Annotated in this window: 12 protein-coding genes; 4 read left to right on the top strand and 8 right to left on the bottom strand. The window is 34.9% G+C overall.

Annotation, left to right across the window (positions count from 1 at the left end; all coding sequences use genetic code 11):
• Positions 1-35: 35 nt before the first annotated feature.
• Positions 36-1067, bottom strand: coding sequence for a hypothetical protein (locus CO726_RS12610; protein WP_099684462.1), 1032 nt, complete (start codon positions 1065-1067; stop codon positions 36-38).
• Between the two features lie 9 nt (positions 1068-1076).
• Positions 1077-2534, bottom strand: coding sequence for an MBOAT family O-acyltransferase (locus CO726_RS12605; protein WP_099684461.1), 1458 nt, complete (start codon positions 2532-2534; stop codon positions 1077-1079).
• Between the two features lie 227 nt (positions 2535-2761).
• Between CO726_RS12605 and CO726_RS12600 the strand changes: the two genes are divergently transcribed.
• Entirely contained in the window at positions 2762-4177 is a 1416-nt protein-coding gene (locus tag CO726_RS12600) for an MBOAT family O-acyltransferase (RefSeq protein WP_099684460.1), read from the top strand.
• Positions 4178-4340: 163 nt separating this feature from the next.
• Positions 4341-5531, top strand: coding sequence for a secondary cell wall polysaccharide O-acetyltransferase PatB1 (patB1, locus tag CO726_RS12595; protein ID WP_099684459.1), 1191 nt, complete (start codon positions 4341-4343; stop codon positions 5529-5531).
• 105 nt (positions 5532-5636) lie between these two features.
• Here patB1 and CO726_RS12590 read toward each other — a convergent pair whose 3' ends face one another.
• The 4 genes from CO726_RS12590 to CO726_RS12575 form a co-directional block, all read right to left on the bottom strand.
• A complete protein-coding gene (locus CO726_RS12590; RefSeq protein WP_099684458.1) occupies positions 5637-8273 on the bottom strand; it encodes an S-layer homology domain-containing protein in 2637 nt (878 codons plus the stop codon).
• A 713-nt stretch (positions 8274-8986) separates the two neighbouring features.
• The gene (locus CO726_RS12585; protein ID WP_099684457.1) at positions 8987-11458 is read right to left on the bottom strand and encodes an S-layer homology domain-containing protein; all 2472 of its coding nucleotides are present in this window, start codon (positions 11456-11458) and stop codon (positions 8987-8989) included.
• Positions 11459-12136: 678 nt separating this feature from the next.
• Positions 12137-13240: a polysaccharide pyruvyl transferase CsaB gene (gene csaB, locus CO726_RS12580; protein ID WP_099684456.1), complete on the bottom strand. Its 1104-nt coding sequence runs from the start codon at positions 13238-13240 to the stop codon at positions 12137-12139.
• A gap of 140 nt (positions 13241-13380) precedes the next feature.
• Positions 13381-14901, bottom strand: a complete 1521-nt coding sequence (locus CO726_RS12575) for a putative polysaccharide biosynthesis protein (RefSeq protein WP_099684455.1) — start codon at positions 14899-14901, stop codon at positions 13381-13383.
• 282 nt (positions 14902-15183) lie between these two features.
• On the opposite strand from CO726_RS12575, the gene secA2 reads away from it, so the two are divergent.
• Both secA2 and CO726_RS12565 read left to right on the top strand, forming a co-directional pair.
• On the top strand, positions 15184-17550 hold the full coding sequence (secA2, locus tag CO726_RS12570; RefSeq protein ID WP_099684454.1) for an accessory Sec system translocase SecA2: 2367 nt from the start codon (positions 15184-15186) through the stop codon (positions 17548-17550).
• A 14-nt stretch (positions 17551-17564) separates the two neighbouring features.
• The gene (locus tag CO726_RS12565; protein WP_099684453.1) at positions 17565-18446 is read left to right on the top strand and encodes an accessory Sec system S-layer assembly protein; all 882 of its coding nucleotides are present in this window, start codon (positions 17565-17567) and stop codon (positions 18444-18446) included.
• Positions 18447-18558: 112 nt separating this feature from the next.
• Here the strand turns inward: CO726_RS12565 and CO726_RS12560 are convergent, their stop codons facing one another.
• On the bottom strand, positions 18559-18930 hold the full coding sequence (locus CO726_RS12560; RefSeq protein ID WP_097950019.1) for a hypothetical protein: 372 nt from the start codon (positions 18928-18930) through the stop codon (positions 18559-18561).
• Positions 18931-19128: 198 nt separating this feature from the next.
• The gene (locus tag CO726_RS12555) at positions 19129-20607 is read right to left on the bottom strand and encodes a SulP family inorganic anion transporter (RefSeq protein WP_099684452.1); all 1479 of its coding nucleotides are present in this window, start codon (positions 20605-20607) and stop codon (positions 19129-19131) included.
• Positions 20608-20637: the final 30 nt, after the last annotated feature.

The raw sequence follows: 20637 nt of genomic DNA, 5'->3' as shown, positions 1-20637 counted from the left end.
TGGGATGCTGCTTCTTGTTTATAAAACTATTTTCTCTATTGAAAAGACGCCCGAATTTCCTCCAGCACCTCATCAATATTATCTTTCGTAATAACAATACCGAAATCTTTCGGCACATTACTATCTTCTTCATTTACAACTTTATGTGCAATCATCTTCCCGACTTCTGGTCTGAAATGATGTCCATCCATATAATTATCTAAGTTCTTTGTTACTGAATTTAAATACATGAAATGATGTACTTCTCCAAATACATCGACAGCATCATGGAGCCATCTTTTATAATCTTCCCATCGTCCTGATTGAATCATCGTACGGAACAATGGCTCTGAAACAGGCGTTGTGAAAATATAAAACTTTGCATTCGGATTATGAGATTTTACAGTACCCAATATTTCCTTCATATTTTGATACTCATAATTCCCGCCATAGATCTCTCTACTAAATTTATCTACTTGCGCGGCAATTTGTGCATCCCGCTCCTCTTTCGTATACTCACGCATCGACTTTATATTATCACGATTGTATCGATCAATAGTCTTATTGTCATGAATGGAATTTTCAATTGTATTTCTAGAATATGTAATCCCATCCATACTCACATACGATTTAATTGGATATAGTAAGCTTTGCGCCTGATTAATATACACTTCTGGTTTATCAAAACCGATTTCTCTATTTTTGTTCGTTCCAAGGAAATCTAAACCAATCACAATGGAAGATAGTTCACTACCTTTTCGCTCTTTTGCATATTCAATGTACGCATCATATTCACGCGGATCCGTACTACTTACCGCATAATTAAATGCATGTAATCCGGTAAAATCATTTTCATTAATAAACGTTGTTCTACTACTTCCAAGTATAACGCCATCATAAGTAAACGGACGATATGTTATATAATTCGTTTTTTGTTGTCTCTCATTAAACCCAAACTGAACATCATTCCACTTATTTTTATGCGAGAATAACCAAAGTGAATCTGCATAGCCATTAAATATTCCAACACCTGTAAGCGGAACAAAAACACATACAAAAACGAAAATAAGCCACTGTTTGTTTTTCATATTCTCCACCTAGAAATTAAAGTATAAAAACTCACTAATACTCGTTAAATGCAGCACACTATACACAAGTAATATTGCAGTAAATAACGCCGTCCATACTGTCGGACGGAATGAGTCTTTTAACTGAATTGAATTTTTTAAGAAGAAACTAATACATACTGCCCCGAAAATGTACGCAACTATTTTCGTATCTAATAATGAAACATGGTATGCTTCAGTAAATGAAACACCGTACTCTTTTAAAAATTGTAGTTTCTCAATAATAAATACCGGGAACACGCTATTTGCTAGTTCGAATCCATTAAATCCAAACATTCCTTTTAACACTTTCACCGCATCATGCATCGATGTTGCTCGGAAGAATACCCACGTTATATTAATGAAGAAAAACGTCACGAGCCATCCTGCCCAGGCCGGCATGCGACCTCCTGCTTTATTCCACAAACGATGAACGACCGAAGCTAATCCGTGCAGAAATCCCCAGAAAATAAATGTCCAACCAGCACCGTGCCAAAGTCCACTTATTAAGAAGACAATCATAATATTGACGTATGTACGCGTAATGCCTTTTCTATTTCCTCCAAGAGAAATATACACATATTTCGTTAAAAACTGACTTAATGTCATATGCCAACGATGCCAAAAATCTTGTATACTCACCGCTTTGTAGGGGGAATTAAAGTTTTGAGGCAATTTAATATTAAACATTAACGCAATCCCAATTGCCATATCGCTATATCCACTGAAATCAAAGTATAGCTGGAATGTAAACGCTAATGATGAAAGCCACGCTTCAACAAATGTTAGCGACTGCTGTACATCAAATCCTTCCCGTACGACAGGAGATAAAACGTCTGCAATCCCTACTTTTTTGAAAATACCGATGGCAAATACAAAAATACCGAGAACGATATAATTTGATTGCCAACGCTTTTTACTACGATCAGCAAACTGCGGCATAATTTGCGCATGGTGCACAATCGGACCTGCAATAAGTTGCGGGAAAAATGTTACAAACAGAGCGTAATCAAGAAAATGACATGCCTCCGTTTCTCCGCGATATGTATCTACTAAAAACGCAATCTTTTGGAATGTATAGAAACTAATCGCAAGCGGTAACGTTAATGATAATAATGTAAAATGAGTTCCAAATAACGAATTCACATTTTGTAAAAAGAAATCATAATACTTGAAATAACTAAGCATTCCTATATTAAATATTAAGCCTACTGTTAAAAGAAGTTTACTCTTATACTGCACGAGCCTCATTCCGATACAGTAGTTCACAATGAGCGATACTAACATAAGCGGCAAATATTTTATGTTCCAATAACTATAGAAAAATAAAGATGCTGCCACAAGCCAGGCTTTCGCTAAAGTAGTTTGTCCAAATTTATTTAATAGAAAATATAAAAGAAATGCTATCGGTAAAAATAAAAAAATAAACTCAAACGAGTTAAATAACACACCATCTCTTCCCTTCTAAACAAATCACACCTTATTCATCTTATCTTATCCAGATAGTGGGTGTCAAAAGGATTCCATACCGCTTTCCTTCTATTATATAGAATAATTATTTTAATCGAATTATTAACATGCTAAAATATTAAAGGCACTATTATATAAAAGAATATATAATAGATATGTCGGTTTTTTTTGCATGAAATGTATTTTGAAAAAGTGAGGAGAGTCCTTTGGTATTTAGTAGTTCGATTTTCTTATTTATCTTTTTACCTCTCGTATTATTTCTCTATTTTATAGTGCGTGCCGAGCTACGTAATTTCGTATTACTTGCATTTAGTTTAATTTTCTATGCATGGGGCGAACCGCGTTTCGTTCTTTTAATGCTCTTTTCCATCGTATTAAACTACTGCTTTGGCCTACTCGTGCATCATTATGATAAACGAAAAAATATGAAAGTCACATTTTTAATTATGGCTGTGGTCGGAAATATACTATTACTTTCTTATTTTAAGTATATTTCATTTTTCACAGACATCTTAAACAATGTATTGCACTTATCTATTCATGTGGAACCTATTCCACTACCAATTGGAATTTCATTTTATACATTCCAAGCGATGTCCTATGTCATCGATATATACCGTAAAGATGGGGATGTTCAAAAAAATCCACTTAACTTAGCGCTATATATATCTATTTTCCCTCAGCTTATTGCCGGACCAATTGTTCGTTACAATATCGTCGCTGAACAAATAAAAACGCGCATTCACTCTTTTGAACGATTCACAGAAGGTATTCAAATTTTCGTTCTCGGATTAGCAAAAAAGATATTAATCGCTAACCAAGTTGGGTTTGTCGCTGATAAAATTTTTGCCTTACCACCATCTGAAATGAGTGTTGGAACGGCATGGATCGGTATTATCGCTTACACCCTGCAAATTTATTTCGATTTCTCAGGGTACTCTGATATGGCAATCGGAATTGGAAAAATGTTCGGATTTGATTTCCCGAAAAACTTCAACTATCCGTACATCTCTAAATCTATTTCAGAGTTTTGGAGAAGATGGCATATTACACTCGGCTCTTGGTTCCGCGATTACATATATATCCCGCTCGGCGGAAACCGCGTTTCAAAACTAGCGAATTATCGTAACCTCTTCATCGTATGGGGATTAACTGGTTTATGGCACGGGGCGAGCTGGACATTTATCGCCTGGGGCTTATATTACGGCTTTATTATTTCAATTGAAAAAGCTGGATTCGAAAAAATATTAAATAAACTATGGAAACCGCTGCAACATGCATACGTATTAGTAATCGTTATGATCGGTTGGGTCTTCTTCCGCGCTGACAACTTCGCTTACTCATTCCAATATTTAAAAGCGATGTTCGGCGTAGGTGGGCAATCTTTCATCGATGACAATACACTGTTATACGTACATGAATACATTATCGTATTTCTCATTGCCTTTATCGCAGCGACACCAATTTTAAAACGAATTAAAAACATACTAGAACTTGCGCCAAAAACGTATATGTTCACAATGCAAATTGTACGTCCTATATTATTACTAACATTATTTATGATTTCGGTTATGTACTTGATTAACTCAACATATAATCCATTTATTTATTTCAGGTTTTAACTTATCCCGCTATTTTCCGAGCAGTAAGCCCCCCCTCAGCGGAAGTAAAGAAGTTAGGTGGGGATCAACTGCCCGTAAAAGCCCGATTGGTTCAACTAATAATCAGTGGGGGATGCCCCCCCACTGATTAAAGTTTCACTTTATGTAGGAAGGAAAAGTTATTATGAAAAAATTGGGGAACCTTATCCTATTAATTGGTTTTCTCACCATTATCTTTTCATTTGGCATATTATCGTTACTCAAAACAGACCGAGACATTTCACCAGTTGAAAATCGGCCGCTCGCTCAAAAACCAGCACTTACGAAAGAAGCTCTCCTAACTGGTAGCTTCTTTAAAGATTTTGAAACATACACAAATGATCAACTAATCGGACGAGATGAGCTTATTAAAAACTATACGATTGCTCAAATTAATATGGGCAAATCTCTCATTAACGACATTATTTTAACTGATGATAAATGGCTCCTAAAAAACCCGGCGTGGACAAAAAAATATAATGAAATTGACCAATCCATGCCTGCTATAAACGACTTATCTCAGTTTTCAAAAGAACAAAACATTGAATTTTACTTTGCTTTGCCACCGTCAAAAACGAATGCATTATCATTTAAATTACCTTCTCATATTCACACATATGCAGAGGAAAATTTAAATTACTTTCTAAAGAAACTTCCAGCTGACGTAAAGCCAATAAAACTTATGGAACACTTTAAACAGAACTATACGAACGAAGAAATACAGGACATGTATTTCAAAACAGATCATCATTGGAATATGGACGGCGCCTTCTTAGGCTACCAATATATAATGAACACAATCGGGCAACAATCTTCTATATATAAAGGAAAAGAAATAAAAAAAGAAGACTACACTCGTACATGTGCGCAAAATAAACATTTAGTTGGAAGCTTCAACAACCAGCTATACCAACTCATCGATGCCAATGGTGAAAAATTGTGCTACTACACACCGAAAGACGGTTTCAACTTCACAAGCGTAACCGCAAAAGATGTGAAAGGTACTGTTCACCAAAACTTAGATGAAATATATGGCGTAGAAAAGCAAAAAGATACAACATCATACGCAGGTTATTACACGGACGACTATCCAGAAATCGTCATCGAAAATAACAATGCACCAAATGAAGTACGCGCCTTAGTCCTAAAAGACTCATTCGCAAACGCAATCGTTCCACACTTAGCACAAAGCTTTAAACATACATCTATCCTCGACCTGCGTCACTATCACGAAAAAGATGTATATCAATACATTAAAGACAACAATATTAACATGGTATTGTTCGTGTATAGTGATTCGAATTTGAGTGGGGATATGTTTAAGTTTAAGAAATAACTATTAAAAAATATGTCTCTTTAGAATCCTCTAAAGAGACATATTTTTTTCAAAACAAAAAACAATCCTCATGTCATAATGACATGAGGATTGCAAATCTAATCATTAGATTTTTTCTTTAATAACGTTGATTGTTACAGCTTTTGTACCATACTCAGTAGTTGGTGCAAATCTGTCTTTCACAACTTTAAAGATTACTGTACCTTTATCTCCAAATGCAGTTGTTACACCTTTGAAGACGTCGTTTTTCTTAGTAGCAGTTTCATCAGTTAAGAAGTTAAATAATTCATTTCCTTCTTTAGAAACTGTATCATTTGATTTAACAGCTGTTACATAACCAAGCGCAACATCGTTACCGTCGAATGTAGCATTGTCGTTACGATCTAGGTACACTTTGCCTTGCTCTGTACCTTCATCAACGATACGTACTTTATGTTCTGTTGAAATGTTTAATTTGATGCCATTTAGAACATCATCTTTATCACTCTTCACAACATCTAGTACTCTGTCAATATTAACTTTACGATTTTCAAATTGCTCAACCTCTACATCTTTAAATTTAACAGATGTAATTTGGATATTTTCTTGTGTAACAGTAATTGTTGCGTGTCCAGCTGTAGCGCCATCTTTCGTTAAGATAACATCTGTAACACCTGCTTTTTCACCTTTTACTAGTAAAGTTTTTCCGTCTTTACCAAATTCAACTGTAGCAATCTCACTATTTCCTACACGTACGTCATATCCTTCTAATTTTGCTGCATCAGCATATACGCCTTCTGTAGTATAATTAGATAATTGATATGCTACTTTATTACCAGCACCAAGTGTAGTATCTGCAGGTTGACCTTTTTGACCAGCTTTAGAAACAAGCTCTAAGCGTGGAGCTTCATGACCAACGTTGCTCTTCGTAACTTCAACATGAAGTGATCCATAACCTTCGCCACTTGCATTTTTATTTGGGTTTTGGAAGTGGATTGTACCTGCTCCAACTTTCTCACCTTTAACTAGAATAGAAGATGTTCCGATAGAGCCTTCTTTTGTTGTAATAACATCTAATACTTTTACAACACCTGTTTGTGGGAATACTTCTTTAATTGCATCAGTATCCGCACCAAATGGATCGCCGTATTGGTCAGTCGTTACGAATGTTACTGGTAACTCTCTTCCATCTACAACTTTTAATTGATCTGGGTTAGCTTTTACAGTTGTAAGTTTACGAGCATCCGTTTTTACAACGAAATCAAATGTTTTTGTTACATCGCCAACTTTAACTGTAAGTGTTGCTGAACCAGCTGCTTCTGCTTTAATTTCACCATTTTTAACAGAGATAACACCTGGATTAGATGATTTTAGGCTAATCGCGCTAGGATCAACAACTTTGTTTTCTTTATTAATTTGAGCAACAACTTTGTGGATACCAGCTTTTTCACCAGCAACTAAAGTTTTGCTGTTTAATGTGAAGTCTGTTCCACTTAAAGCTTTAGCGTAATTTACACCAGCTTTATCTGTATCTACTGCAAATACAACATCTTTAATTGCTGTTGCTTCTGCATCAAGATTTTTCACTTCGATGATACCAGTGTTAGAAACTGTAATGCCGCCACGTTTCGTAACTTGTACTTCCACTTTGTATTTACCTTCATCGATACCCTCTGCTAGTTTACCAGTTTTTGATTCTGCAGTTCCACCTTCAAAGATGTTTGCTGGCGTACCATCTAATTTATTCGCAACAAATTTCACATCATGACCAGCGATATCTAAATACTCGATATCAGCGTTACCTTTTTCATCATTTAATTTGAAGACAACTGCTTGATCTGCACGGTCGTCATCAAATGTAAGTTGTTCTACACGTAATTTCTTCACTTCGTATACATACTTCACATTAAATGAATCGCCTTTTACTTTAACAGGAAGCTCTTTATTTGGAGCAATTTTTCCGCTTAACGTTACAACTGCAGATTTCCCATCATTACTCGCTTCAAGTGCGATTGCTTTATTTCCTTCAAGCGTAACATCTTCAGCTGTTAGCTTGTTTAATCCTGTACCAGTTAACGTTAATTGTGTTGGCTCAGTAGCAGTAACGTTTGTTACTTTTGTAACACTGTTATCTGGTTTTGCGAATTTTTTATCTGTTAATGCGATAAATTGAGCTGCTTCTGCACGAGTTACAGTTTTATTTGGCTCCCATTTACCATCTATACCTACAGAGATTCCAAGATTAATTAGGATGTTAGCTTTCTCTTCACCCCAATGCCCTCTTAAATCATCAAATGTTGTAACTAATGTGCCGTTCACTTTTTCTTTTAAGTTATAAGCACTTACTAGCATAGACGCGAAAGAAGCACGGTCAATCTTTCCTTCAGGATAGAAATTATCTTTACCGTCACCTTTAACGATACCAGATTTTTCAAGTGCTGCGATATATTTTGAAGACCAAATATTTTTAGCATCTTTGAAAGAAGGTTGAGCATTGTCATCAACTGGTAAATTTAAAATTTTAGTGAAAATAACAGCTGCTGAAGAACGATCAATTGTCTCATTTGGACCATATGTACCGTCTGGTTTACCTGTAATTGCACCTTTTTCTACTAAGTAGTTAATAGAATCTTCTGCCCAGAATTTTGCTGGAACGTCTGGGAATGATTTACCTGCTGCTGCTACTGGAGATACAACTCCTGCTACCATTGCTGCTGTCATTGTACCTGCGATTACTTTTTTGTAAGAGTTAGTCTTTGCCATTTTATAAATTTCCTCCTTCAGGAATATGCTACTAGTTTCATATCATATTAAATTTGAAAACTAGCTAGTTAGAAAAGCCATAAAACAATAAAAACACAAACAAAAATACTATAATGAAAAGTAGTTCACATAACAAAATGATATAAACCGATAGATGTAAATATAAGGTTTAAATACCATTTTTTGAAACAAGTTCATCATACTATACAAAACCATTCGTTATCAAGAACTTTCTCAAAAGAAAATTCGACACATTCTGATAATTCAGTCTTTTTATTGTATTATTAGGATATAAATAATACTTAAATATAGAAATGAATAAACTGTATTCCTATAAACCACTCTCACTGCGCTTCGTATATTTTTCATATCGAATACACAATTGGAATTATAGCACATATTTCCACTTTATCACCTAAATATTTTTTACAATAAATACAATTTTCAGACTGTATTCGACTAAAATTATTGCATTTCGACATTTTTTTCTTCTTTTCGAATGTTTTTTTAACAAAAAAAGGTGTGGATTTACAAATAATTTACATATTAATGAGGTATTCTTCTATTTTCGAAAACGCTTTCGATTTATTTCTCAATAAAACAAACTAGTAATCTGCAAAATATGATTTATTTTTTAGAAATCGTTTATATAAAAATTAATCACAAAAAAGAGCCCACAAATTGTGGACTCTTTTCATTGAAATAAATTTCAATTAGCGAGTTGCTGTTACTGGTTTGAAAGCAACAAGTGCGTTTTCTGCTTTGTCAGTAGTTTTGAACTCATACTTAGCATTATTTTCTAGTTCTTTAGCTTTTACTGTTACTGTACCAGTTGCTAAGTTAACATCTGTTGGAGCTGTTACTTTAAGAACTACGTCTTTAGCAGCTTCTGCTTTTTCGTCAGCTTTTGCTACAGTTAATTCTACACCGTTTAAATCAACTGTGAAGTCAGCAGTATTAACGTTTACAGCTTCAGAGAATGTTAAAGTAATTTCTTTAGCATCAACTTTTGTAATTTTAGCTGATTTAAATTCAGGAGCTTTTGTATCTTTAACTTCTAGTAATAGGTTCGCTGTACCCATTTTTACTCCGTCTTTGTTTGCAACATTAGCTACTGTAAATTTAACTGTTTCTGATTTTTCAAAAGTAAATGTAGATGGTAATTCAATACTTGCTTTTGTACCGTCTAATACAATTAAAGTACCTTCTGGTAATTTAGCACCAGCTAACGTGTAATTATTTACATTAGCAGCTGATTCAGCAACCTGACCACCTTTTACTTCTTTATCAAAGTTTACTGTAATTTTATTTGTCGCTTTATCATAAGCTACAGCGTTTACTACTGGAGCTACTTTATCTGTTTCTTTTTCAGCTTCTTTTTCTACAACTTTTACTTCTTTAGTAAATGCTACAGACTCATTACCAGCTGCATCTTTTACAAGACCTTTTGTAGCAGCTACTTTGTAGTTACCTTTTGCTGGGAATGTTAATGTAATACCTTTTTTATTATCTTTAGCTGGTGCAACAGTTACATCAGCAGTTACATCTTTACTTGTATCTAAGTTAATCACACGAAGTTTTCCGTTTTGTGCAGTTACTTCTTTGTCAAAAGTGAATGTCGCTGCTTTATCTTGATCAGCTTCAACTTTTACGAAGTTAGGAGCTACAACGTCTTTTGAAACTTTTACTGCTTTAGATACTTTAGAACCTACGTTGTTAGCTAAATCTTTGTAGCCAACAAATTCAACTGTAAGATCTGCAGCAGTTTCTTTATCTTTAAGAGCGCCTGTTACTTCAATAACTGCCTTTGTTTTATCTTGCGTATCAACAGCAATTGTAGATTTTAATTCTTCTTTACCTTTTTTAACTACAACTGTTCCTTGACCATTTTTAGCAAGTTCTTCTGAGAAAGTAACTTCTAATGTTGCTTTACCTTCAGCAGTAATTTCTTTCACTTTAACATCTTTAACTTCTGGAGCTGTAGTGTCTTTTTCTACTTTATAAGTAGCTTTACCTTCGTACATTTCCATAGCGTTATTAGATAAATCTGTAGCACCAGTTACGATGATTGAGAATTCTTTACCATTCTCAAGATTTAGAGCATTAGTAGAAGTGAAAGTATTGTTTTCAACTTTACCCTCAACTTTTTGACCATTAACTACAACAGTTGCACCTTTTGTTGCATCTAATTTCTCACTGAACACAACTTTAAGTTTTCCGTCTGGAGTAGATACTGTAGATACAGTTGGAGCTACTTCATCGTTAAAGAAGATAACTTCTAATGCTTTTGGAATTTCTTTTCCATCAGTAGCTTTTAAGCCTTCAACAGTTAGAACATAAGCTTCTTTATTTTTAAGTTTCGCATCTCCATCTAATGTTAAGATTACAGATTTTTTATCTTCGCCAATTTTTGCAGTAACTGCTGTTGCATTAGTTCCTTGAGAAAGAGTGAATTTTGCGTTCTTCACATCTTCTTCTTTCACTGTAGCGCCAAGTTTAACTTCGATCTCTTTAGCATTGATTGCTTTAATAGACTCAACTTTAGCTTCTTCTTTTTGTCCACCGAACTGCTTGTCAGTCTTAGCAATAAATTGAGCTGCTTCTGCTTTAGTTACAGTTTTCTTAGGCTCCCATTGATCACCAGTACCAACAGAAATTCCTAATTCAACTAGGATGTTAGCTTTTTCTTTACCCCAGTTTAATGTTTCTAAATCTTTGAATTTAGTTGCTGGAGTACCGTTTACTTTAGTATCTAATTTGTAAGCTTCTACAAGAAGAGATGCCATTGAAACACGGTCGATTTTTCCGTTTGGCTCAAAGCCGTTGCCTGTACCTTTAATTACGCCAGCTTTTTCTACAGCTGCGATGAATGGAGTATACCATTGGTTTTGAGAGTCAGCGAAAGATGGTTTAGCATCTTTATCGATTGGTAAGTTTAAGATTTGAGCCATCATTGTAGCTGCTTCTGCACGAGTTAATTCTTTTCCAGGCTCGAACATTCCTTTGTCGTTACCTGTAACTGCGCCTTTTTCTACTAAGTAGTTGATAGAATCAATTCCCCAGTGATCAGCTGGAACGTCTGGGAATGTTTTACCTGCTGCTGCTACTGGAGATACAACGCCTGCTACCATTGCTGCTGTCATTGTACCAGCGATTAATTTTTTGTAAGAGTTAGTCTTTGCCATTTTATATATTTCCTCCTTAGGAATGTAATACTAGTTCCATAAGTTTTTAAATAGATATTCTATTTATTTTTGAAACTAGTAGATATAAATGTGGTTAAAGTATTCAATATATAGAATAATAAAATATTCCATAGAATAGAATCACAAAGAAATTATACACCATTTTTATCCAATTAAAAACCTCAAATTCGACAAATAAGTGAATTTTCTCAATTCTAGACGATCGTTTTTTCGACTTTTATTTTAAAAATCCAAATTATAAAATCAGAATATTTTAAACAGACAGAAAAAAGCGCCAGAATTACATTTCAAAAAATATTTTTATAACCATTTACAACTATAGCAGAAAAACGTTTCCAATTTCAATATTTAGTTATAAAGATATTACGACATTAATCGACAACTAATTTTTCTATAATTCGACATTTTTCTTACCATCTGTTTTTTTCGAAATTACCAGACCTATTTCCTTATAATTTACCAAATAAAATGTTAAACCCTAATGTTCTCTATATATTAATGTTCGGATTATTAAACATACATCTTATTTCTCAAACTGCTTTTTTTATGAGCACGAGCTGACAATCAATTATATAATTCGACATTTTTCTACAAATATTTCTTTTCTTTCGACATTTTATTTTTCTCGAAAAATAAAAAAGAGGATGTCCTCTTAAGTTAAGATTCCATTCCTCTTTTTTTGAACTCTTTAGAATTCAAGTCACTTATGATGTATCGAGACGCTGTTGAAATTTGCTCTCGCAATTCTTCTACTCTTTGTTCCAACGTTGCTTGTACATCTACTTTTTGCTCTAGTTGTTTTGTTGCCACGTTATACAAGGTTTCAGCTGTCCAGTCACCATCTACATTTCCGATAATTGGCTGATTTACTTGTTGTAAAAATGAATCGATCTTTGGATCATATGAAATACCGACCATAGGAATATTAGCAACCGCAGATAATATGAGAGCGTGAAGCCTCATACCTATTAGAAGTGAACATTCCGACAAAATTGAAATTTTCTCATGAATATCCAGCTTATACGGAAGCATATGAGCTTCTTCTCCTATTAAATTAATAATATCGCGTGATGCATTTTGATCGAATGGTCCGTGCATTGGTACGAATAAAATGTGGTAGCCTTCACGCTTAAACTTTTTCAGCGTATCTGCTAACTTCTTCATATAATCTTCTTTCGCGTCCCAATACCTCACACTAACCGCAATCACTTTCCCTTGAATCGAATGCTTTTGCAGCCACTCAGACTTCATTCCTTCTGGTTGACATGCCAATACTGGATCTGGAACTAGTTCGATATCTTTCTTAATACCAATTTCTTTTAAATACAAAAATGAATCTTCATCACGAACCGATATATATTCCGCTTTTGATACGTGCCATTTCACTAATAAACGATTTTGTCTTTTCGTAATTGGACCAATTCCTTGCGCATAAATATAATACGGCTTCTTCAAAAAACGAGCAATCCGCATAATGCCTGTATAGTACAAAATACTTTTAATACTCGTTTTATCTTGAAGGAGACTTCCCCCTCCGCTAATTAAACCATTACTTTTCTTTATTTCCTTATAAATTGCTCTTATATCCCAACGATTTACTGCCTCTACACCGTACATTTTTCTTGTATAGTCGGGGTCATTCGAAAGTACAACAAGCTCAAGAGTAGGATCCTCTTCATGAAGCGCTTTAATAATTGATTGCAAAATTGCTTCGTCCCCAACATTATAAAAACCATAATATCCTGATAAAACTAACCGCACTCTTAATCTCCTCCAACATTTCGCAATCAACTTTTTGTCATTCAACAAATTGCTATCAACTCTTAATAAGAAAAGTTGGATAACTTCAAATTGATTTCTTTCACAAACATATAAATAGCCATACTCATTTATGGACAAATTTACTTACGTAAAAATGGAATTTGCTTTTTGGATATCCAGTTCAACTTTAATGCGCATATGCCATATATGAACAAGGCCACACAAAATGCTAAACCACTATATATTATTGCAATAAGTCTAGAATCTACCACATTTATGAAAGTAGATGTGAAATATAATCCTATACCTACTATACTAGATACTCCAATTACAGCAAAAAATCTTCCCATGCGAATCGAATAAGCTAATTCTTTTCGAATATATATATAATTTACAATACAAATCATGATATATATGATAAGTGTACTATAAGCCGCACCAGTTATGCCAAATTGACTTACGAGTACTATATTTAATATGATTTTTACAAAACTCGCTCCAACAACTATCCACGCCGCTTGCTTAGAACGGTTAATTCCTTGCAAAATTCCTATTGATAATACCATAAGTGATGTGAAATACGAACTACCAATTAAAATAGCTAACATTCCGCTCCCTTTAGCATCTGTAAACAATCCAATATTTAACGGGACTGTAAGTGCCATGAGCCAGATTGTTATCGGCGTTGTTAAAACATGAGCAAGCTCATTTGTTCGTTCAATTGTTTGTTTTGCTAACGCTACATCCTTCTTTGTTAATGCAGCAGTTAACAACGGGATTAATGGAAATACCATCGCACTTGCAAACACGACAATTAATTGTGTAAACGCAAAGCCACGACTATATATACCAAATTGTTCTTGAATCGTTGTAGTGGATTCTTGTAACATATGTGGAATCGTTACAGAATCAACTAAATTTAACACCGGCATCGATAATGCTCCAATTGCAATTGGAATCGAAACCTGAAGTATTTTTTTTGCATTATCTTTAAAATCTTGCAGTGAATATGTATTACTTTTATAACGATATATACTTTTTACATACTTCAATCTCAAATAGATAAGTGACGTAATTACCCCAAGGCAAGAACCAATCATTGCGCCGCCTGTTACAACATCACTATCTTTATTCCATGATACAAATAAGAATGCAATTGCTAACATAAAGAAAACACGAATGAATTGCTCAATTACTTGTGACACCCCGGTAGGAATCATATCTCCAAAACCTTGGAAATACCCTCGATATACCGCCATATAGGGTGCGATTAATAAAGCAAACGAAGTGACAATTAATGGGAGTCTCGTATCTTGTCCGCCAAGCATATTTGCAAACATACTTGATCCAATCATAATAACCGAAAATCCAAGCACCCCAAATATTACTCCAATAATAGATGCTGACATAAATAGTTTGGCAATCCCATCCTGATCATTCTTCTCATGAAGTTCAGCGATTAACTGCGAAATAGCTAGCGGTACTCCCGCTACTGATAAAGTTAAAGCTATCATATATACAGGAAAAACAAGGCGGAAAATCCCAATCACTTCATCTCCTGCTATATTTTGTAATGGGATTTGAAAAAAACTTCCCAACACTTTCGATAAAAACGTTGTAATCGTTAAAATCGCAGCGCCTTTCACAAACTTATTATTCATCTTCTAGCTCTTTTCTTTCAATAGATAATTTCCATACATATTACATCATAAAACGAGATAGCTATATTCTTCTCTTTTTTGAAAAATTTCACTTTATCTCATTTAGCTATCATACCAAATTTCTTATACATTGAATACTCTCTTTCTTTATACGTTTTAAATACACCATATGCTATAGCCCCTTACTTCCATCCAGTTTTTTCTTCAATTTACTACTTCTACTTATTCGGGATAAACATGTGCTATAATGTAGCTATTGTCAGTAAGAGGAGTGTTTACAACATGCTGAATTCGGTAAAAAAGCTGTTAGGAGATTCTCAAAAGAGAAAACTAAAAAAATATGAACAACTTGTTCAAGACATTAATAATTTAGAAGAAAAACTATCTGATTTATCTGATGAAGAATTACGTAATAAAACGATCACATTTAAAAACATGCTACACGATGGAAAAACAGTGGATGATATAAAAGTTGAAGCGTTTGCTGTTGTACGTGAAGCAGCAAAGCGTGTACTTGGATTACGTCACTACGATGTGCAGTTAATTGGTGGTCTTGTACTATTAGAAGGTAATATTGCAGAGATGCCAACTGGCGAAGGAAAAACATTAGTTTCTTCTCTTCCAACATACGTACGTGCTCTTGAAGGAAAAGGTGTTCACGTTATTACTGTAAACGACTATTTAGCAAAACGAGATAAAGAATTGATTGGCCAAGTTCATGAATTTCTAGGTTTAAAGGTTGGATTGAATATTCCTCAAATCGATCCTTCCGAAAAGAAACTTGCGTACGAAGCCGATATTACATATGGTATTGGAACAGAATTTGGCTTTGACTATCTACGTGATAATATGGCCGCTTCAAAAAATGAGCAGGTACAACGTCCCTATCATTTTGCTATTATCGATGAGATTGATAGCGTTTTAATTGATGAAGCAAAGACGCCTCTTATTATCGCTGGTAAGAAATCAAGCAGCTCTGATTTACACTATTTATGTGCAAAAGTTATTAAATCGTTCCAGGATACGCTTCATTACACGTACGATGCAGAATCGAAATCTGCTAGTTTTACAGAAGACGGTATTACAAAAATAGAAGATTTATTTGATATCGATAACCTATATGATTTAGAACATCAAACTTTATATCATTATATGATTCAAGCATTACGAGCACATGTCGCTTTCCAATGTGATGTCGACTACATTGTACATGATGAAAAAATTCTACTTGTAGATATTTTCACGGGCCGCGTTATGGATGGTCGCTCTTTAAGTGACGGCTTACACCAAGCTCTTGAAGCAAAAGAAGGTTTAGAAATTACAGAAGAAAACCAAACACAGGCGTCCATTACAATTCAAAACTTCTTCCGTATGTATCCAGCATTATCAGGTATGACAGGTACAGCAAAAACGGAAGAAAAAGAATTTAATCGTGTATATAACATGGAAGTTATGCCGATTCCGACAAACCGTCCGATCATTCGTGAAGACAAAAATGACGTCGTGTACGTAACAGCCGATGCTAAATATAAAGCTGTTCGTGAAGACGTTCTAAAACATAATAAACAAGGACGCCCGATTCTAATTGGGACGATGTCTATTTTGCAATCAGAAACCGTTGCTCGTTACTTAGATGAAGCAAATATTACATATCAATTATTAAATGCGAAAAGCGCGGAGCAAGAGGCCGATTTAATCGCCACTGCTGGACAAAAAGGACAAATTACAATTGCGACGAATATGGCCGGACGAGGTACTGATATTTTACTAGGTGAGGGTGTTCACGAACTTGGTGGATTACATGTGATTGGGACAGAACGTCATGAATCAAGACGCGTTGACAATCAGCTAAAAGGTCGTGCTGGTCGCCAAGGTGACCCAGGGAGCTCTCAATTCTTCCTTTCTTTAGAAGATGAAATGCTACAACGTTTCGCACATGAAGAAGTCGAGAAATTAACTAAATCACTGAAAACAGATGAAACAGGACTTATTCTAACTTCTAAAGTCCATGATTTCGTGAACCGTACACAATTAATTTGTGAAGGTAGCCATTTCTCAATGCGTGAGTACAATTTAAAGTTAGATGATGTAATAAATGACCAACGTAACGTTATTTATAAATTACGTAATAACTTGTTACAAGAAGATACAAATATGATTGAAATTATTATTCCAATGATTGATCATGCTATAGAAGCCATTTCTAAGCAATATCTTTTAGAAGGTATGCTTCCGGAAGAATGGGATTTTGCTCGTTTAACGGCAAATATAAACGAAATTTTACCGGGCGAAAACATACCATTACTATCAGCGAATAATGTACATTCACCGGAAGATTTACAATCCATTTTAAAAGAAACAGTATCTCTTTATAAAGAGCGCGTAAAAGAACTAAATAGCCATACTGATTTACAACAGTCGCTACGATATGTTGCCCTTCATTTCCTAGATCAGAACTGGGTCAATCACTTAGATGCAATGACCCACTTAAAAGAAGGCATTGGGCTAAGACAATATCAACAAGAAGATCCTACTCGTCTTTATCAAAAAGAAGGTTTAGATATCTTTTTATACACATATGGTAATTTCGAAAAAGAAATGTGCCGCTATGTTGCAAGACATTTAGGTGTTCCTGAAAACGTACAATAACGAGGTGAAAGATTATGTTATCATTCCTAAAAAAAGCTAAGAAAAACGGAAAAGATACGACTGTCTCTAGTAGTCAATTATTCGGACAAGAAGACACAAATACTGAAAATAAAACTGTAAAACCAACGCTTTACTTCCATCCAAGCTGGGGTACAGTAGCACAAGAACAAAAATACATTTATCAATTTTTACATAAAGAACTACCACGTTTACAAGAATATCAAATTTCTTTATCTGGAATTGAGATTGAAAAACGTGATAGTGGTTATGACGTAGCTGTATTTATTCGCAGCACTGTTCCGAAACCAATTTCTTTCGAAGAGGTTACATTAATTCTTCTAAATAAAGAGAAGAAACTATGCGCACGTAAAACATTTAACCTTTCTGCATTAGGTGATATTCCTGCAAATGTAAATATGCCATTTATCTTTACATTTGAGCAAGAAACAATTACAGATGCTGAATTATCGCAAACAGATTGGGAATTAGCGTTTGAACTTGAAAGTAAGCATGCATTAGATCTAGATCCATCTTGGGAAGCTCAGTTACCTGAAGCAAGCAAAGAAGCTTTACGTAATTTCGTAGACAATTTAACACCTCCAAATGATGGTGAAATTAACTTCCTAGGCCTGCAAGCTGCACGAAAAGAAAACGGTGATTTACATACAACGCTTCTTATTCGTAACGGTTGCAAAGACAACATTCAACTAGAGCAACTTCCTCTTCATATTGAAGATGCCACAGGTACAGTTGTTGTTAAAGGTGCTTTCACATTACCGAACCTTGAAATTAAAGCGAACACTACAAAACCGTGGTCATTTGTCTTCCCTGCTTCATCAATATTAAAAGAAGATATGGATCTATCATCTTGGAAAGCATTTGTACCACAAGACTAATAATAAAGAGAGTCCGCTTCCAAAGGCCTCTCTTCTTCTTTTCATACAAAAAAGCCTGTTCAAAAAGATGGTCATCACACCTCCTTGGACAGGCTTTTTCTTTATGTAAAATTTATTTCGTTACTAATAAACGTTCAATATGATATTCAGCTTCTAATTTGCACATTTCATCTGCATGCTTCACTTTATTTCTCTTTAATTGCTCCACTTGCTCTTCGCTCGGTTTTTCATTAATAAACTCGTTAATTTTTTCATTTACTTTCATCGCCAATGCTTGATGGAAATCTGGATGTCCTTTCAACTCATCATCTACTTTATTGATCCAAGTTGATTTTGTGTATAAATACTGTTTCCACTGTTCAACAAATTGTTGCATATCAAACTTTTCTTCGTTCCATTCAATTTCTTTCATATACTTCTCAAAAGAAACAACAATTGAGCGTGTAATCCCAATCTTCACTCCGTGTGGTAACTGTTTGTACATCAATTATTCCCTCCAGCTCAAAGCTCTTCCTTCTGAAAAAAAGGAATCTCAAAATTCATATACATTATTATAATATCACATACCTAATCTAAAATGTTACTATACTGCTAAGATTAATAAATGTCAATAATCACAAAAATATCTCCATATACAGATATTAAATAAAATAAAAAAACACCCTCATACAAGGGCATTTCCTTACATAACATCAGCTTCTGCAAACTGTAATTTTTCTTTCTGCTCCGTACTCGCCATCGTTACTAATGTTTTTTCAATATGAGTAGGCACTTGTTCTAGCGTCACACTCACTCCTGACTTATCCGACTGCTCAATGAAATTCAATAACGCCATAGCTCCTGATACATCCATATAACGCACATCTTTCATACGTAAAACAGCCGGAGACTTTACGTCTTGTAAAGCATAAAAAACACGATCCACTGTTAAAAACGAAAGTGGGCCTTTAATTTTATACGTCGCTTCCTTTTCTTTTACAATAGAAGCTTTACGTTCTTTACATTTCACCATGTATATAATGAACGAAAGAATAATACCGAACGCAACAGCGATCATTAAATCAAACTTCACTGTGACAACCATCGTTACGAGCATAACAATGACATCACCTTTTGGTGCTACATGCATTTTCTTCATACTTTCCCAATCAAACATGCCAATACCAGTTAAAATTAAAATACCTGATAATACAGCAAGTGGAATGTATTGTACGACCGAGCCAAGTCCCATAATGAAAATAAATAATATCACACTATGCATACATGCTGAAAGCGCCGTTTTACCGCCACTTCTTATATTAACGATTGAACGCACAGTCGCACCTGCCCCTGCTAATCCGCCAAACAATCCGCTCATCATATTACCAATACCTTGTCCGACCAGTTCTTTATTACTTTTATGACGTGTCCCCGTCACATTATCCATTACGACCGATGTTAACAACGAGTCAATCGATCCTAATAAAGCAATACTAAGCGCTGGTAAAATGAGTTCTGCTATGCCTGTTCCACTTAAAGATGGAATATGAAGCGTCGGCATCGCTTCTGGAATCATTCCAATCTTTTCAATTACTTTATTTAGTGAAAGGTTTCCGATAACCGGTAACCTCACTGTAAGTCCTTCTAACGCAGAAGAAAATAAAGGAAGCATAGCTGTCACACCAACTAATGCAACTAAACTAGATGGAATGGCCTTAATCCATTTTCCAGAAACAACCATTACAATAATCGTTAATACGACAAGTAGAAAACTATTTTGCACATGTTTCATTTCACCTAAAATAATAATCAATGCGATACCGTTCATAAATCCTGAAACGACAGGATACGGAATATATCGAACGTAAGATCCAAGCTTACATACACCGAATAAAATTTGAAACAGTCCCGCCATCATAAAGGCTATAAAACTCGCCTCTAACCCGTGCGTCGCAATAACCCCTGTTGCGATAACCGTAATCGGTCCAGTTGGCCCCGTAACCTGCCCAGGTGTACCACCAAATAACGCCGCAAATAAACCTGCAAAAATCGCACCATACAATCCGACTAGTGCGCCCTCAGACGTTCCTGTTGCAGCAATACCAAATGCAATGGCAAGTGGCAACGCAACGATCGCAACAGTAAAACCCGCTAAACATTCCTTTGCTATTTTTTGAAACATATAATAACCACCTTCGTATAAAGTCCACAT

Source organism: Bacillus fungorum (assembly GCF_002746455.1).
In the GTDB taxonomy this organism is placed as follows: Bacteria; Bacillota; Bacilli; order Bacillales; family Bacillaceae_G; genus Bacillus_A; species Bacillus_A fungorum.
The sequence above is the reverse complement of the archived record's forward strand: the minus strand, read 5'-3'. Positions and strand labels throughout refer to the sequence as shown.

Bases quoted from the DNA above. Each gene is read 5' to 3' on its own strand.
- CO726_RS12565 (WP_099684453.1), top strand. From the start codon at position 17,565: ATGTTATCATTCCTAAAAAAAGCTAAGAAAAACGGAAAAGATACGACT.
- CO726_RS12575 (WP_099684455.1), bottom strand. From the start codon at position 14,901: ATGAATAATAAGTTTGTGAAAGGCGCTGCGATTTTAACGATTACAACG.
- CO726_RS12555 (WP_099684452.1), bottom strand. From the start codon at position 20,607: ATGTTTCAAAAAATAGCAAAGGAATGTTTAGCGGGTTTTACTGTTGCG.
- CO726_RS12610 (WP_099684462.1), bottom strand. From the start codon at position 1,067: ATGAAAAACAAACAGTGGCTTATTTTCGTTTTTGTATGTGTTTTTGTT.
- secA2 (WP_099684454.1), top strand. From the start codon at position 15,184: ATGCTGAATTCGGTAAAAAAGCTGTTAGGAGATTCTCAAAAGAGAAAA.
- CO726_RS12590 (WP_099684458.1), bottom strand. From the start codon at position 8,273: ATGGCAAAGACTAACTCTTACAAAAAAGTAATCGCAGGTACAATGACA.
- CO726_RS12585 (WP_099684457.1), bottom strand. From the start codon at position 11,458: ATGGCAAAGACTAACTCTTACAAAAAATTAATCGCTGGTACAATGACA.
- CO726_RS12560 (WP_097950019.1), bottom strand. From the start codon at position 18,930: ATGTACAAACAGTTACCACACGGAGTGAAGATTGGGATTACACGCTCA.
- patB1 (WP_099684459.1), top strand. From the start codon at position 4,341: ATGAAAAAATTGGGGAACCTTATCCTATTAATTGGTTTTCTCACCATT.